This window comes from Bacillus sp. Cr_A10 (assembly GCF_029222665.1).
GTDB lineage: Bacteria > Bacillota > Bacilli > Bacillales_A > Planococcaceae > Psychrobacillus.
Genome location: NZ_JARHXR010000027.1, coordinates 1 through 15,653, shown reverse-complemented (window position 1 = coordinate 15,653; position 15,653 = coordinate 1). Strand labels below are relative to the sequence as shown.

15 protein-coding genes, 1 tRNA gene, 1 rRNA gene, 1 other RNA gene and 1 other annotated feature are annotated in these 15,653 nt (G+C 37.0%); of the genes, 3 read left to right on the top strand and 15 right to left on the bottom strand.

Going from position 1 to position 15,653, the window contains the following annotated elements:
• Positions 1–154: 154 nt before the first annotated feature.
• From P2Q73_RS19995 to ffs, 6 genes are all read right to left on the bottom strand, one after another.
• On the bottom strand, positions 155–412 hold the full coding sequence (locus P2Q73_RS19995) for a pro-sigmaK processing inhibitor BofA family protein (protein WP_053591111.1): 258 nt from the start codon (positions 410–412) through the stop codon (positions 155–157).
• Between the two features lie 63 nt (positions 413–475).
• A complete protein-coding gene (locus tag P2Q73_RS19990) occupies positions 476–688 on the bottom strand; it encodes a YaaL family protein (protein ID WP_053591112.1) in 213 nt (70 codons plus the stop codon).
• A gap of 18 nt (positions 689–706) precedes the next feature.
• Positions 707–1,303 carry a recombination mediator RecR gene (recR, locus tag P2Q73_RS19985; protein WP_053591113.1) on the bottom strand — a complete coding sequence of 199 codons (597 nt, stop codon included), beginning with the start codon at positions 1,301–1,303 and terminating at the stop codon, positions 707–709.
• An 11-nt stretch (positions 1,304–1,314) separates the two neighbouring features.
• Positions 1,315–1,635, bottom strand: coding sequence for a YbaB/EbfC family nucleoid-associated protein (locus P2Q73_RS19980; protein ID WP_053591114.1), 321 nt, complete (start codon positions 1,633–1,635; stop codon positions 1,315–1,317).
• A 14-nt stretch (positions 1,636–1,649) separates the two neighbouring features.
• Positions 1,650–3,398, bottom strand: a complete 1,749-nt coding sequence (gene dnaX / locus P2Q73_RS19975) for a DNA polymerase III subunit gamma/tau (RefSeq protein ID WP_275790429.1) — start codon at positions 3,396–3,398, stop codon at positions 1,650–1,652.
• 156 nt (positions 3,399–3,554) lie between these two features.
• Positions 3,555–3,822, bottom strand: an RNA gene (gene ffs, locus P2Q73_RS19970) — signal recognition particle sRNA large type.
• Positions 3,823–3,972: 150 nt separating this feature from the next.
• On the opposite strand from ffs, the gene P2Q73_RS19965 reads away from it, so the two are divergent.
• Positions 3,973–4,065: transfer RNA gene (locus P2Q73_RS19965), tRNA-Ser, on the top strand.
• 162 nt (positions 4,066–4,227) lie between these two features.
• Here the strand turns inward: P2Q73_RS19965 and P2Q73_RS19960 are convergent.
• The 3 genes from P2Q73_RS19960 to P2Q73_RS19950 form a co-directional block, all read right to left on the bottom strand.
• On the bottom strand, positions 4,228–4,896 hold the full coding sequence (locus P2Q73_RS19960; protein ID WP_275790426.1) for a deoxynucleoside kinase: 669 nt from the start codon (positions 4,894–4,896) through the stop codon (positions 4,228–4,230).
• A 2-nt stretch (positions 4,897–4,898) separates the two neighbouring features.
• Positions 4,899–5,531, bottom strand: coding sequence for a deoxynucleoside kinase (locus P2Q73_RS19955; protein ID WP_053591117.1), 633 nt, complete (start codon positions 5,529–5,531; stop codon positions 4,899–4,901).
• Positions 5,532–5,636: 105 nt separating this feature from the next.
• The gene (locus tag P2Q73_RS19950; RefSeq protein WP_275790423.1) at positions 5,637–6,773 is read right to left on the bottom strand and encodes a glycosyl hydrolase family 18 protein; all 1,137 of its coding nucleotides are present in this window, start codon (positions 6,771–6,773) and stop codon (positions 5,637–5,639) included.
• Positions 6,774–6,864: 91 nt separating this feature from the next.
• On the opposite strand from P2Q73_RS19950, the gene tadA reads away from it, so the two are divergent.
• Positions 6,865–7,323, top strand: coding sequence for a tRNA adenosine(34) deaminase TadA (gene tadA, locus P2Q73_RS19945; RefSeq protein WP_275790436.1), 459 nt, complete (start codon positions 6,865–6,867; stop codon positions 7,321–7,323).
• A gap of 39 nt (positions 7,324–7,362) precedes the next feature.
• Here tadA and serS read toward each other — a convergent pair whose 3' ends face one another.
• The 3 genes from serS to pdxS all read right to left on the bottom strand — a co-directional run bounded on the left by serS (position 7,363) and on the right by pdxS (position 10,484).
• Positions 7,363–8,637: a serine--tRNA ligase gene (serS, locus tag P2Q73_RS19940; RefSeq protein WP_275790420.1), complete on the bottom strand. Its 1,275-nt coding sequence runs from the start codon at positions 8,635–8,637 to the stop codon at positions 7,363–7,365.
• A gap of 119 nt (positions 8,638–8,756) precedes the next feature.
• Positions 8,757–8,974: a binding site (T-box leader), on the bottom strand.
• 24 nt (positions 8,975–8,998) lie between these two features.
• Positions 8,999–9,592: a pyridoxal 5'-phosphate synthase glutaminase subunit PdxT gene (gene pdxT / locus P2Q73_RS19935; protein ID WP_056832844.1), complete on the bottom strand. Its 594-nt coding sequence runs from the start codon at positions 9,590–9,592 to the stop codon at positions 8,999–9,001.
• Position 9,593: 1 nt separating this feature from the next.
• Positions 9,594–10,484, bottom strand: coding sequence for a pyridoxal 5'-phosphate synthase lyase subunit PdxS (pdxS, locus tag P2Q73_RS19930; protein ID WP_275790417.1), 891 nt, complete (start codon positions 10,482–10,484; stop codon positions 9,594–9,596).
• 105 nt (positions 10,485–10,589) lie between these two features.
• Here pdxS and pdxR point away from each other — a divergent pair, with 105 nt between their 5' ends.
• On the top strand, positions 10,590–12,011 hold the full coding sequence (gene pdxR, locus P2Q73_RS19925) for a MocR-like pyridoxine biosynthesis transcription factor PdxR (protein WP_275790414.1): 1,422 nt from the start codon (positions 10,590–10,592) through the stop codon (positions 12,009–12,011).
• Positions 12,012–12,029: 18 nt separating this feature from the next.
• Here the strand turns inward: pdxR and P2Q73_RS19920 are convergent, their stop codons facing one another.
• From P2Q73_RS19920 to rrf, 3 genes are all read right to left on the bottom strand, one after another.
• Positions 12,030–13,364: a serine hydrolase gene (locus tag P2Q73_RS19920; protein ID WP_056832839.1), complete on the bottom strand. Its 1,335-nt coding sequence runs from the start codon at positions 13,362–13,364 to the stop codon at positions 12,030–12,032.
• Between the two features lie 138 nt (positions 13,365–13,502).
• On the bottom strand, positions 13,503–14,969 hold the full coding sequence (gene guaB / locus P2Q73_RS19915; RefSeq protein WP_053591124.1) for an IMP dehydrogenase: 1,467 nt from the start codon (positions 14,967–14,969) through the stop codon (positions 13,503–13,505).
• A gap of 547 nt (positions 14,970–15,516) precedes the next feature.
• Positions 15,517–15,632 (bottom strand): 5S ribosomal RNA (rrf, locus tag P2Q73_RS19910).
• Positions 15,633–15,653 lie beyond the last annotated feature (21 nt).

Here is a 15,653-nt window from a genome sequence, read left to right as displayed (position 1 = left end):
GACTAACCGAAGCTAGTCTATCAAACTATATGTCTTAACGTTTTGCATGTTCAGTTTTCAATGTTCATGTTGTCTGCCGTGTTGTTTACCTCTTGGCGACTTCTACAATATTACTCTCATCCAAACAGAAAGTCAACACTTTTTAAAAATAAATTTAAATTAATAGTGAAATGGCTACGACAGAGGCTACACCAGGTATTCCTAATACTGCTACCACAGCTCCTGTGAATAGATTAACAGGGATTGAATATCCGATTAATCCTAAAAGTAAATGCACTCCAAATAATAATAGAACGGAGAATCCTATACGGAATAAAAAGATCGATAATCCTTCCATAATGTTTGAAAAAGACTTTCTGAACATAAGTAACAATAGTAGTACTAGCGAACATACAATGATAACTACTTTCATGAAACATCTCTCCTCCATAAAATAACTATCTCTTAGCATATGAAGCTAGTACTACTATCATGCTCATTTCAAAATAACATTTCTAATTTTCGCTTCTTTATATAAGTAGAAATGGATACTTTCCGCCATTTTTCTTTTTGCTACTACATCTAAATCATAATCATTCAAGTACTCTTCTAAGGATTGTGCTTGTTGCCATTCTTCTTTTGTTTGTTTCATAAGATCCACAAATTGTAGATCAAATTCTTTTCTTAATTTTCCTTTTTGAAAAAACATCTTATATAAACAACTCCCTTATAACTCTCGGCGACCTTCTAATGCTTTGGATAAAGTTACTTCATCCGCATACTCTAAATCTCCACCTACAGGTAATCCGTGTGCAATTCTTGTTGTCTTAATACCAGAAGGTTTTACTAGTCGGGAAATATACATTGCTGTCGCTTCTCCCTCAATTGTAGGGTTTGTTGCTAATATAAGTTCTTCTACTTGTGTATCTTGTAATCTTTTTAATAGCGAGGGAACATTGATATCTTCAGGACCAATCCCATCCATTGGAGAAATTGCTCCATGGAGAACATGATATAGACCGGTGTAATCTCTCATTTTTTCCATTGCTATTACATCTTTTGTATCTTGAACTACACAAATCATAGATAAATCACGTTGTTTATCCTGACAAATATGACAAGGGTCTATATCTGTAATATGCCCGCATACGGAGCAATAGCTTAAATTCCTTTTAGCATCCACTAAAGCTTTAGCGAAATCTAAAACGGTATCTTCTTTCATTGTTAATACAAAAAACGCCAGGCGAGCCGCTGTTTTCGGCCCGATTCCTGGCAATTTCATAAAACTATCTATTAGTTTTGATATTGGTTCAGGATAATGCATATTAATTCCTCCTAGAACATACCAGGGAGGTTCAATCCTTTCGTGAATTGTCCCATCGTGGAGTTCGCTGTTTCTTCTGCTTTTTTAATAGCTTCATTTGTTGCTATTACTATTAAGTCTTGTAACATTTCTACGTCTTCTGGATCCACTACAGCTGGATCAAGTACTACTTCTAACACTTCTTTATGTCCAGAAACAATAACCTTTACCATACCACCACCTGCAACTGCTTCAAAGCGTTGGTTACCCAGTTCTTCCTGTGCCTCCGCCATTTTCTTTTGCATTTTTTGCATTTGCTTCATCATACCTTGCATATTACCCATTCCACGCATAATAAAATTCCTCCTTAGTCATCATGTACTTCTACAAATTCTTTTCCAAATAATTTCTCGGCCTCCACAATTAAAGGATCCTCCGATATTTCTTCCATACCACTTAAAAGTTCCATCGCAACATTAGGCTGTGAGGTAGTCTCCTCAGTTGTTTCATTATTATTTGATTTTAAGCCATTTTGTTGAATGAATTCTTCTCTTATCATCAACCATTTGTCCTCTGGGACATATACCACTTCATACATCGTGCCAGTTAAACTAGAAATGAGTTGTGGGAAAGAGGAAGAAAAAGTTTTATTCTCCATTGCCATTTGACAATGTATATCATATTTGAATTTTAACACAAAAGCATTAGAAGATGCTGCAACTGGTTCAGCATCATTTAAAAGCGCCGCATGTGATTTTTGCAGTTGCTGCAATATATTGGCCCATTGAGATTTAATAGCTTGAATGTCTGTCTTTGTTGCCGTTTTTAATATCTCATGTATACGTCCACTGGATACTTTAACTCCTGAGTTCGATTTCTGACGTTGTCTTTTCGGTTGTTCTTGTGACACAGCATTCGCTTGTGGCAAGATACCTTGGCTTATTTGTTGTTGTAATTGTTGCAATTGAGTTTCTAACAGTTTAATTTTCTGTTCGAGCTCAGAGCTATCTCCATCAGATGTAGCTACATCTCTTGGAACTTGCGCTAATCGTATAATAGCTGTTTCTAAGTATACCTTCGCATGGTTAGAAAATCGCATCTCTTGTTGTGTGTTAGTTAATATCGAGATGCTTTTATATAACGTATCTACCGGAAACTTAGAAGCTAATTCAAGAAATGATTCGTCTCCAGAGGCTATTTCTAATAGCTCGGTTTGTTCTGGCGCAACAAGTAACACAAGTAAATCACGATAAAATGTTACAAAATCTTCTGTTAAGCGAACTGGATCTTTTCCATCATCTACTAACTGTTCCACGCAACTTAATGCTTTCGCTACATCCTTTTCAATTAAAGCATTTGCTAACTGAAAGAATACTTCTTGACCAATAGACCCTGTTACAAGTAGGGCATCTTCTATTGTCATTTTCTCTCCGCTAAAAGATACTACTTGATCGAGCATACTAAGTGCATCACGCATTCCGCCGGCCGCTGCTTGAGCAATAATTTTTAATACGTCTTCATCATATTCGATATTAGCATCTATTAATACTTCTTTCATTCTTGCAACAATGTCCACGGAAGTAATTCGTTTAAAATCAAATCGCTGACATCTAGAAATAATTGTTAACGGGATTTTATGTGGCTCCGTTGTAGCTAAGATAAATACAACATGCGCAGGCGGTTCTTCTAAAGTTTTTAATAAAGCATTAAAAGCGCTAGTTGAGAGCATATGAACTTCATCTATAATATACACTTTGTAACGAGCGTTAGAAGGAGCAAAACGTACTTTTTCAATAATATCTCTCATTTCTTCCACTCGAGAGTTGGAAGCTGCATCAAATTCAATCACATCTGTATTGGATCCGTCCGTTATACTTTTACATGTTTCACAAGTGTTACACGGTTCTTTAGCTGGACCGTTTTCACAGTTCAGAGCCTTCGCAAATATCTTTGCGGCGCTCGTTTTTCCTGTTCCACGAGGACCCGAAAATAAATACGCATGTGTAGTTTTATCGTAAAGGAGGGCATTTTGAAGTGTTTGTTTGATATGTGTTTGTCCAGACATTTCCGCAAACGACTGAGGCCGATAAGCGCGGTAGAAAGCTTGATACGACAACAAATTCCTCTCCTTCTAATGTAAAATTAAATAATAATTTTATTATACCATAAAGAAACATTGACTTCGCCTATTACACATAGCGTTTTTTCTCATAAAAAAACTCATTTGCCTAAAAGACAAATGAGAATAGTAGTTTTATTTTAAATTTAATTGCCGTGCACCTTCCTTCGCTTGAAACACATAAGCGGCACCCTTGTCGTTAACTCGGCTTAGGCTACCCCGCGGCACATGAGAAAACACCACTTAATGCTGCTTCCTTCCGGACCTGACATGGTTCATGGGCACCCATTGCGCAGGACCCAAACGTCAACATCACGTGCAAATACCAGACCCTACATGTATTCAACCTCAGAGAAGGAGTTCAGTCTCGCTAGAGCGGATTGCGAGTTACAAGACACCGCTACCTTCCCACCTAGCACGGCATAGATTAGTATACGTTTTTTAGCGACAAAAATCAATCGAAATGATAATCTAAATTTTGGTAACAATATTTTCTTCAAAAAATCAATTATTTTTTTATTAAAATGATTGACTTTGGTTTTTATCCGTGATAAATTAGTTCTTGTACTTCGGAGGAATACCCAAGTCTGGCTGAAGGGATCGGTCTTGAAAACCGACAGGCGGGTCAAACCGCGCGGGGGTTCGAATCCCTCTTCCTCCTCCATTTTAAATACACACACGCATAAATTTGAGATTGAATTCGTTGCATTAGTAACGAATTTTTCTTAAAACTTAAGTGTTCAGAATATTAAAAAAGACAACTTTATCTAGTTGTCTTTTTTTATGCATAAAACCCTCTTGCAATAAAATCGCAAGAGGGTTTCTCTTATTTACGTAGTGCTTCTGTTTGTTCCATGAAATGTCCTATTCTCTCAACAATCGCTTCGACGCTATCGGGATTTTCTATGATGTCATAGTCATTAATATTTAAGCGAAGTACAGGGCAGCCATTAAAAGAGTCGATCCATTTTTCATAACGACCATGCATTTCCTCCCAATAAGCAATTGGTGTTTGCTGCTCCATTGGTCGACCTCTGTCATGAATACGATCAATAATATTATCTAATGTTCCTTCTAAATAAATGAGCAAATTAGGATGTGGGAAATATGGTGTCATAACCATTGCTTCAAACAAACTAGTATATGTTTCATGATCTACAGGATCCATCGTTCCCTTTTCTTTATGCATTTGTGCAAATATTCCAGTGTCTTCATAAATGGAACGATCTTGGATAAATCCCCCGCCATACTCAAACATTCTCTTTTGCTCTTTAAAACGCTCTGCTAAAAAGTAAATTTGTAAGTGAAAGCTCCATTTTGAAAAATCATTATAAAAACGATCCAAATAAGGATTTGAATCTACCTTTTCAAAGGATGTTTTAAATTGAAGAGCATCCGCAAGTGCTTTTGTCATCGTAGATTTCCCTACTCCAACTGTTCCAGCAATCGTTATAACCGCATTAGAAGGGATACCATACTTCTCTCTTAAATTCATACTTAAAAACTCCTTCTATGTAATGTTGCATCTACTTTATCTAAAATTGTTTGCAAGTCTTGTCCATTTTGAACAAAATCTAATTCATCTCCGTTAAATCGAAGAACTGGTACTTCTGGATGTTTTTTTTCAAAATGATCAATAAATACACGATAATCGGATGCAAGCTGCTCCAAATAATCCGGACTGATCTTTTTCTCAAAATCTCTACCACGTAAGTCAATGCGTTCCATTAATACATCTAGGCTAGCATCCAAATAAATTACCATATTTGGGACAGGCATATCATTTATTAATATTTTGTATACTTCTTCATACTTTTTATATTCTACTTCATTCAACGAGCGTTTAGCGAAAATTAAATTTTTAAAAATATGGTAATCAGCTGTTACTGCTTTAGATTTGGAAAGGTAATTCTTCTGGATATCGCTTAATTGTTTATAGCGATTGCATAAAAAGAACATTTCCGTTTGGAAGCTCCACTCCGCAATATTTTCATAAAACTTATCTAAAAAAGGATTTTCATCCACAATCTCTTTAAGTAATTCAAATTGATAGTTGGCAGCAATAGCTTTTGCTAAGGAGGTCTTTCCAACCCCTATAGGACCTTCTACCGTTATAAATGGAATGGACATAGCTTTAACCTCACTCTAATATTCAAGTCGTGCCCTTTATTTTATCATAGCTAGAAAACGAAAAACAGAGCAAATCCACCTTTCTAAAAGAAAGGCAAATTTGCTCTACTTTTTTCTCACACGAAACATTTCATTGAGTAAATACCAATTTTGAGGAAAATCAAAACCACTATGCCAATAGGAGATTCCTAAAAGCCCCAACTCTTTTAAAAGATTAAATTTTGCCTGTATGGAACGTGCATCCTCAAACCACACCTCATGCTCTATACCATCTCTCCAGTAATGAAAAAAAGGTGCTTGTGCAGTTTGGTCATATTCAATCGCAGCATTTCGTTCCTTTGCTAATTGAATAGCCTGCTGAGGGCTAATAGCTCTAGCAAAAGGATTTCCTGGTTTATAAGGAAGTGTCCAATCATACCCATATAAATTTTGTCCCATTAATATCTTCTTGGGAATAATTTCCGTCGTTGCATATTCTAACACTTGACGAACTGGACCAATTGGGGAAACTGCCATTGGTGGTCCACCACTGTAGCCCCATTCATAGGTCATAATTACAATAAAATCTAATACCTCACCAAGTGCTTTATAGTCAAAACCTTCATACCATTTCCCAGCTTGCTCAGCACTCGTCTTAGGAGGAACACTTGCGGATATTGTAAATCCTTCCGCATACTCCTTTAAATCCTTTATAAAATTCACATAGTTTTCTCTGTCTTCCGCAGCGATATATTCGAAATCTAAATGAATATGTTTATTTCCTCTTTTGTTTGCTTCAGCTACTGCTTGCTCAAATACTTTTTGTTTGACTTGTTCATCTGTAAAAATAGTATGGGCTAGTGATGCATTAAACGCTCCATCTTCAATATTCGCTAACACAATGGCAGATTCTACCTGGTTTCTTTGCGCTACTTCCTGTAACGTCCCCCAATTCATGGGAGTCAAGGATCCATCACGCAACACCTCATAAGCAAAAGGCATCATATAAGTTAAATTAGGTGCCGCTTTTTCTACTTGCTCGATTACACGAGCGGATGGAACTTCGGTGAACCACTCTACATATAGATTAGATTCAACGAATGGTCTTTCAGGACTTGGTGTAGATGGAATAACTAGCGCTTGACCTAAGACCAATACATCTGGATCTGGCAGCTCGTTTATAGAGGCAAGCGTTGAAGTATTTGTACCGAACTGCTTTGCAATAGAGTATAAACTATCCCCTTTTTTCACTACATAAATCAATCGATCACTCCTTCAGAATAGAATATGCAATATGTAAATAAAACATGCTACACTATGCAAAAGGGGTTGATTCTAATTGGATGAACACTATATGAATTTAGCAGTAGCAGAGGCTAAAAAAGCAGCAGAAATCGGTGAAGTACCAATTGGGGCTGTCATTGTATATAAAGAAGAAGTGATTGCCCAGGCTTTTAACTTAAGAGAAACTACCCAAAATGCAACTACACATGCAGAGCTACTAGCGATTCAAGAGGCGTGTAAAAAAATAGGCAGTTGGAGATTAGAAGAAACAACTTTATACGTCACACTGGAGCCTTGCCCTATGTGTGCAGGAGCTATTTTACAATCCCGTATTCCACGTGTTGTCTATGGAGCTAGAGATGCAAAAGCCGGTTGTGTAGATTCTCTCTATCATCTTTTAAAAGACAATAGGTTTAATCATATGTGTGAAGTGACAGAAGGTGTTTTAGCAGAAGAATGTGGGGCCATGCTTACTCATTTTTTTCGCAATTTACGAGAACAAAAAAAGAACCAGAAACGCGGCTTATAATTGCGTTTCTGGTTACTCCAACATTATTGAGTTCAACTATTATTTAATTACAGATTTTCCACCCATATATGGACGTAAAACTTCCGGAACTACTACAGTACCATCAGCTTGCTGATAGTTTTCTAAAATTGCTGCTACTGTACGTCCAAGTGCAAGTCCACTACCGTTCAATGTGTGTACATACTCTGGTTTTCCACCCGCTTCTCTTCTAAAACGAATGCCTGCACGACGAGCTTGAAAATCCTCAAAATTACTACAAGAAGAAATTTCTTTATACTCCCCGTAGCTCGGTAACCAAACTTCTAAATCATATTTTTTCGCTGCAGTAAATCCTAAATCCGCAGTACACATATGAAGCACTCGATATGGGAGTCCTAAAAGTTGTAACACTTTTTCTGCATGCCCTGTTAAAAGCTCTAATTGCTCATATGATTCTTCCGGCTTAACAAAACGAACAAGTTCTACTTTATTAAACTGATGTTGGCGTATTAAACCACGAGTATCACGACCTGCAGATCCCGCCTCAGAACGGAAGCAAGCACTAAAAGCAGTGAATGCTTGTGGAAGTTCTGCTCCATCTAAAATCTCATCACGATAGAAATTGGTTACTGGCACTTCTGCCGTTGGAATTAAGAAATAATCTTCTTCTCCTATTAAAAACGCATCTTCTTCAAACTTCGGAAGCTGACCTGTACCTGTTAAACTTGTGCGATTTGCCAAGTATGGAGGTAACATTTCTTCATATCCATGCTCTTCAGCATGTAAATCCATCATAAAGTTTATCAATGCACGTTCAAGTCTTGCACCCAATCCTCGGTAGAAAGCAAATCGGCTTCCTGTCACTTTCGCAGCACGCTCAAAATCTACTATTTTTAAATCTGTTGCAATATCCCAATGGGCTTTTGTTTCAAAATCGAATGAAGGAACTTCTCCCCATTTACGGATTTCCACATTATCATCTTCTGAGTCACCGATTGGTACACTTTCATGAGGAATATTTGGAACTCGCATCATCATATATTCAAATTTTTCTTCCACATCTCTTAACTCATCATCTAGTACTTTAATTTCATCGCCAACTTCGCGCATACGTGCAATTAGATCATCCGCATTTTCTTTATTTCGTTTCATCTCAGAGATTTTTTGAGAAAACTCATTTCTTTCTGCTTTTAACACTTCTGTTTTTGCAATTAATTCTCTACGTTTTTGATCTAATGGTAGAAACTGATCAAATTCGGATATCTCTTCTCCACGCTTAGCAAGCTTAATTTTCACTTCTTCATAATGGTCACGTACAAATTTTACATCTAACATATGAGTTTCCTCCTCTATTTTAATCAAATTCTCATTTGGGAAGCTTTAACCTTATTCATTAAGTGCTTATATATGCAGCAAATAAGGTTAAAAAACGCAAAAAAGCCCTCATCCCAAATAAAAGGGACGAGAGCATACCCGCGTTGCCACCCTGATTGATTCAGTAAAAAACTGAATCCACTTGTTCCATAACGGCTTTTTCAACCGGCCACGACTTACTTAAATTTTCAGCCGCGCAACTCAAAGGACGGATTCACAAGTGTTAATATCAGCTTACACCAGCCGCTGACTCTCTATAAAAAACGTGCTTGTTACTACTTCCTATCATCGTTTTTACATTCATGAAATTACTCATACTTTACTATATATTTACTGTTAATGCAAGCGAATCCTCGACCATTTCAGTAAAATACGCTGTAATTCGATGATCTGCAGTCAGTTCAGGGTGAAAGGAGCATCCGAGCAAATAACCTTGTCTTGCCATAACAATTTTTCCTTCAAAGCGAGCAAGTACCTCAACATCTTTACCAACTTCTACAATATGAGGGGCTCGTATAAATACAGCTGGGAAATCCTCTGCAACATCTTTAATCACTAAACTAGTTTCAAAGCTATCCACTTGTCGTCCAAAAGAATTACGTTCTACTTTTGCATCCAGAACACTAATATGTGAAAAATCATAACCAACAAGTTTTTTTGCTAATAGTATTAATCCTGCACAAGTTCCAAACATCGGCTTTCCTGCAGCCGCAAATTGTTGGAGAGGCTCCAACATCTCAAATCGATCAATTAGTTTTCGCATCGCTGTGCTTTCTCCACCTGGAAGGATTAATCCATCCACTAAAGCTAAATCACTTTTGCTTTTTACTGTGATAGCCTGAGCTCCACATGCTTCTATGGAACGAATATGTTCACTTACTGCTCCTTGAAGAGCTAATACGCCTATCTTTGCCATGTTACCACCCTCTATCTTGCATACGATCTTGGGCAGATAAACGAGAAATTTCAATTCCCTTCATCGGAATTCCTAGGTCTTTTGATATTTCTACGAGTAATTTGTAGTCTTGGTAATGTGTTGTTGCTTCTACGATTGCTTTTGCAAATTTCTCAGGGTTTTCTGATTTGAAGATTCCTGATCCAACAAATACACCATCTGCTCCAAGCTCCATCATTAATGCTGCATCCGCTGGTGTGGCTACTCCACCAGCTGCAAAATTTACAACCGGTAATTTACCATTATGTTTGATTTGCAATAAAACATCATATGGTGCTCCTAAAATTTTTGCTTCTGTCATTAATTCATCCTCGTTCATATGAGCGATTTTACGTACATGCGCATTTACTTTACGTAAATGACGAACAGCTTCTACAATATTCCCTGTTCCAGGTTCCCCTTTTGTACGAAGCATAGAAGCTCCTTCTCCGATACGACGAGCTGCTTCCCCTAAATCCTTACATCCGCAAACGAATGGTACTGTGAATTCGCTTTTACGTAAGTGATACTCTTCATCTGCAGGAGTTAAAACTTCAGACTCGTCGATGTAGTCAACACCCATTGCTTCTAAAATTCTTGCTTCTGTAATATGACCAATACGTGCTTTCGCCATAACTGGAATTGTTACTGCTCCCATTACTTCTTCCATTATGCGTGGATCTGCCATACGAGCAACACCACCTGCTGCGCGAATATCAGATGGTACACGTTCTAATGCCATTACTGCTACTGCACCAGCAGCTTCTGCAATTTTTGCTTGCTCAGCATTGATAACGTCCATAATAACGCCACCTTTTTGCATTTCTGCCATTCCACGTTTTACTCTCTCTGTACCAGTTAAATTTGTAGTCATAAATTTTTCCCTCCATATTCTTTATGAAGTTTAGTATAATAAAAGATGACCATTTGAAAAGTACCAGAAATCAGAAATACAGAGTGGTCAGATTGGTGATGAAAAATGGACTATCTAATGTTTCAACTAGAAAAAGAAGCCCAAACTCCTTTATACGAACAACTTTACAATGAAATTAAAGATGCAATAATTGAGGGAAAAATAGAAGAAGGAGAAAAACTTCCTTCCAAAAGAAAACTTGCAGAATATTTGGCTGTTAGTCAAACTACAATTGAATTTGCGTATAGTCAACTTGTAGCAGAGGGTTTTATTAGTTCAGAAGCTAGAAAGGGATTTTTTGTTCAAAGCTTAGAAGAATTAGCTTTGATTGAACAAGATTTACCATTGATGACACGAGAAATAAGCGACACCGACCATGTGATGATAGATTTTTCACCAGGTAAAATTGATACAGATTCTTTTCCATTTACTACGTGGAGGAAATTTACGAAGGAAACCATTAACGAGGCAAATAAAGATTTTCTTCAACTTGGGCATCCCCAAGGAGATTATGTTTTACGGCAACATATTTCCTCTTATTTATACCAATCACGTGGCGTTAAATGTAAACCTGAACAAATTATTCTTGGTTCCGGAACAGAGCAAATAATGCCGTTAATTATCCGTTTACTAGGCAAAGAAGCTGTTTATGGTATTGAAAATCCGGGTTATCCACTCACCCATCATTTATTTTTAGATGATAGAAAAAAATCATTGCCTATTTCTGTTGATTTGGACGGAGTAATAGTGTCGGAACTTGAAAAAACTAGAGCTACCGTCATGTATGTAACTCCTTCACACCAGTTTCCAACAGGTGCTGTACTTTCTGCTACGCGTAGGAGCCAGCTTTTATCCTGGGCTTATCAACAAGAGAATAGATATATTATTGAAGATGACTATGACAGTGAGTTTAGATACACAGGTAGACCTATTCCTTCTTTACAGGGACTTGATCAAAATCAGCGTGTCATTTATTTAAGTACGTTTTCCAAATCCTTAATGCCATCGCTGCGAATTGCATATGCCGTATTACCAGAAGCACTGATCATGCAATATAAGCAAAAATTCTCTTATTATGCAGCAACCGTACCTCGAATTGATCAGCATGTATTAGCAAAATTCATGGAGTCAGGTCATTTTGCCAAGCATTTAAATAAAATGAGAAAAATCTATAAACGAAAACTAGAAATGGTAACGAAAACAATTGCTAAATATAATCCTACTGTTACGATTTCAGGCGAGCAGGCAGGCATGCATATATTATTAACTATTCATACATCTAAAAAAGAAGAGGAACTAGTTTTACTTGCAAAGAATTCGGGTATACGTGTATATGGCCTTCGTGAGTATGCAACGGAGGATACAGATGTTGCTACAGATCCCAAAATTGTTTTAGGCTTTGGAGGAATTGATGTCCTGGAAATTCCCTCCTCCATAAATGCTTTAATGAATGCTTGGGATATAAAAAAACACCGTGAACGCAATTAAGCGCACGGTGTTTTGATATTAAAATAATCCGCCAACAAAATCAGTTGTACTATTCCATAAATTACCGAAGAATTTACCGATTCCTTGGAACATTAAACTAATCCAGCTAGCACGTTCTACTGATTCTGTAGTAACTACATCTACTTCAGCTGCTTTATCTGTGATATAACCGTAATCAGAGCCTTCCGTTTTCTCCAAATGAACTTTACCTACGACTGTACCTTCTTTAACGTCTGCCTCTAAGTTTTTCTTATCAGGTGTAAAAACAGGCTTGTACATGTCTTTTTCACTTGTTTTAATAACCATAGAAATTGGATCTTTTACAGCAATTGCAACGGAATCTTCTTTACCTTTTATAACAGGTAATGTTTTATTTTTAGGAATTTTGTATCCTGCAGGAACTATTTCTACTTTAGAAAATTGTGCAAATCCATAGTCAAACAATGCTCTTGTTGCATCAAATCGAGCTTTATATGTACCTGCTCCATTCGCATCTACAGCTTTCATAACAACTGCAATCACACGCATTCCATTTTTTTGAGCAGTTCCAGTAAAGGAATGACCTGCAAAATCGGTTGTTCCAGTTTTTAATCCATCTACACCTTCGTATTCATACACTAATCCTGGTAACATCCAGTTCCAGTTACTCATTTCAATTGCATCAGAAGTGCCTTCACGAAATGTTTTTTTAGGGATTTTAGTTGTTTCTAATACTTCAGGATAATCTTTCATTAAATTGTACGCAAGAATAGCAACTGATTTAGCGGGCATAACATTTTCATCAGAAGCACCTGTGCTTGCTGGGTGCATCCCTTGTAAATCCTCATTATTCAATCCTGTTGAATTGACAAACTTATATCCTTCTAAGCCCATTTCTTCTGCTTTTTCATTCATCAGCTTCACAAAGTTCTCTTCTGTCCCAGCGATTGTCTCTGCTATTGCAATAGTAGCTGCATTGGCAGAATAAATAGCCATCGCTTCATAAAGTTCTTGAATAGAATAGCTACCATCTTGACGAAGAGGTACGTTACTTAAACGGCGATCCTGAGAGATTTTGTATGTATAATCTGTGACTGAATATTGTTGATCCCAAGAAATCTTTCCTTCTTCAATTGCTTCGAATAACAAATACTCTGTCATCATTTTAGTCATACTAGCAATACCTAATGGTGACTCTGAATTTTTCTCATATAAAATTTTTCCTGTATCTGCATCAATTAAAATTGCAGCATCGACATATAAATTCAAACTATCCTCTGCTTTTGTTTCGACCGGTGCTCCACATATAACTGATACTAAAAACATAGGAAGTATTAGCCATTTTATCATTGATGTCATCCAAACTTTCTTCACTACTGTACCTCCACTAAAAGTTTTTTCAATGCTCATTTTAACACATTTTTTTGCTTAATAGCACTTTACATATAAAAAGCACCCATTCTGCCTAGATAAAGACGATAAATGGGTGCTAAAGTTTCTTTCATACATTACTTATGAAATAGAATAGTTAGGTGCTTCTTTCGTTATTTGAACATCATGCGGATGGCTTTCACGTAATCCTGCACCAGTCATGCGAATAAATTGAGCATTTTCACGTAAGTCTTGTAAGTCTTTCGTTCCACAGTAACCCATGCCTGCTCTCACTCCACCAAGTAATTGATGTACAGTATCAGATAACGGTCCTTTGTAAGGAAGACGACCTTCAATTCCTTCTGGTACTAATTTCTTTGCATCCTCTTGGAAGTAACGGTCTTTTGAACCTTTTTCCATTGCACCAATTGAACCCATTCCTCGGTACACTTTAAAACGTCTACCTTGGAAAATTTCTGTTTCACCTGGGCTTTCAGTTGTACCAGCTAGTAAACTTCCTAGCATAACAACATGTCCACCTGCTGCAAGTGCTTTAATAATATCTCCAGAGAATTTAATACCACCATCTGCAATAATAGTCTTTCCTACTTTTCTAGCTTCAGTCGCACAATCATATACTGCAGTAATCTGAGGAACCCCAACACCTGCAACGACACGAGTAGTACAAATAGAACCAGGTCCAATCCCCACTTTTACTACATCTGCTCCTGCTTCAAATAGAGCACGTGTAGCTTCGCCCGTAGCTACATTTCCAGCCACAATATCTAAATCTGGGTATGCTTCACGAATACTCTTAACCGTATCCATTACACCTTGAGAATGACCATGAGCAGTATCAATTACGATAATATCTACATGTGCTTTCACAAGCTTTTCTACACGCATCATTGTATCTTTTGTAACCCCAACAGCCGCGCCTACTAATAAGCGACCATGTTGATCTTTTGCAGCATTCGGGAATTCAATTACTTTTTCAATATCTTTTATAGTAATTAAACCTTTAAGAATTCCATTTTCATCTACTATAGGTAATTTTTCAATTTTATATTGTTGTAAAATTTTCTCTGCATCTTCAAGAGTTGTCCCAACAGGTGCAGTTACTAATTGCTCTTTTGTCATAACTTCATCAATGATTAAAGAATAATCTTGAATAAAACGCAAATCACGGTTTGTAATGATTCCAACAAGTTTTTGTTCTTCTTCATTATTTACAATCGGAACACCGGATATTCTATATTTCCCCATTAAATGTTCTGCATCATAAACTTGATGGGTTGGAGTTAAGAAGAATGGATCTGTTATAACACCATTTTCAGAACGTTTAACTGTTTCCACTTGTTCCGCTTGTTCTTCTATGGACATATTTTTATGAATTATTCCTAATCCACCTTGTCGAGCCATTGCAATAGCCATTTTAGCTTCTGTGACAGTATCCATACCTGCGCTAATTATAGGTATATTCAACTTAATCTTTGATGTTAATTGAACAGATAAATTCACATCTTTTGGCAATACTTCCGACTGTGCTGGAACTAGTAGTACATCATCAAACGTTAGACCTTCTTTTTGAAATTTAGTATCCCACATTTCTCTAATTTCCTCCTCTGTTAAATGAATATTATTGTAAGGTTATCAGCGCCCAAGCACACTGTCAAGATTCCTAGAATAAAACAATAATTCCGATTTTTCTTTTAAAATTAGATATTGTTACTTTATTCCATATCATTCTAAGAAAACATAGATAATCTCTACAATCATGCCGATTCTTCAGTATAAGTTTATCCAGTAAAAGGAAGTAAGATACTTTTAAAAACTTGAAATTATTTGAGTACCTGAGTGTCGATTTGAAATTAGATATGTTAAGTTCATATTTAAATATGGGAGGCTAGTTAGCCTATTAGAGCAACCAAATGAGTTGTATAAGCGACTAAGGAGAATCTAAAAGCAATCAACTAGATAATGAAAGCGACCATTTCTCACAATAAAGGTTCACATTCTCTGAGATCACACAGTTTTTCTTCTGTACTACGTTTATAAGACTATCTTCCAAGTTTATCTACTATTCTTTGCCTTCGGCTTTTTTTAGTACAACAAAAAAAGCCACCACCGATTGCTCGGTGACGACTTTTCAATTGCCCAGCGACGTCCTACTCTCACAGGGGGAGACCCCCAACTACCATCGGCGCTGAAGAGCTTAACTTCCGTGTTCGGTATGGGAACGGGTGTGACCTCTTCGCCATCATCACTAGACTCTTCGGCTTTCCATACACA

Coding starts and splice junctions, on each gene's coding strand:
- guaB (WP_053591124.1), bottom strand. CDS start 14,969: ATGTGGGATACTAAATTTCAAAAAGAAGGTCTAACGTTTGATGATGTA.
- tadA (WP_275790436.1), top strand. CDS start 6,865: ATGAATTTAGCAGTAGCAGAGGCTAAAAAAGCAGCAGAAATCGGTGAA.
- pdxS (WP_275790417.1), bottom strand. CDS start 10,484: ATGACTACAAATTTAACTGGTACAGAGAGAGTAAAACGTGGAATGGCA.
- serS (WP_275790420.1), bottom strand. CDS start 8,637: ATGTTAGATGTAAAATTTGTACGTGACCATTATGAAGAAGTGAAAATT.
- recR (WP_053591113.1), bottom strand. CDS start 1,303: ATGCATTATCCTGAACCAATATCAAAACTAATAGATAGTTTTATGAAA.
- pdxT (WP_056832844.1), bottom strand. CDS start 9,592: ATGGCAAAGATAGGCGTATTAGCTCTTCAAGGAGCAGTAAGTGAACAT.
- P2Q73_RS19980 (WP_053591114.1), bottom strand. CDS start 1,635: ATGCGTGGAATGGGTAATATGCAAGGTATGATGAAGCAAATGCAAAAA.
- P2Q73_RS19960 (WP_275790426.1), bottom strand. CDS start 4,896: ATGAATTTAAGAGAGAAGTATGGTATCCCTTCTAATGCGGTTATAACG.
- P2Q73_RS19990 (WP_053591112.1), bottom strand. CDS start 688: ATGTTTTTTCAAAAAGGAAAATTAAGAAAAGAATTTGATCTACAATTT.
- P2Q73_RS19995 (WP_053591111.1), bottom strand. CDS start 412: ATGAAAGTAGTTATCATTGTATGTTCGCTAGTACTACTATTGTTACTT.
- pdxR (WP_275790414.1), top strand. CDS start 10,590: ATGGACTATCTAATGTTTCAACTAGAAAAAGAAGCCCAAACTCCTTTA.
- P2Q73_RS19955 (WP_053591117.1), bottom strand. CDS start 5,531: ATGTCCATTCCATTTATAACGGTAGAAGGTCCTATAGGGGTTGGAAAG.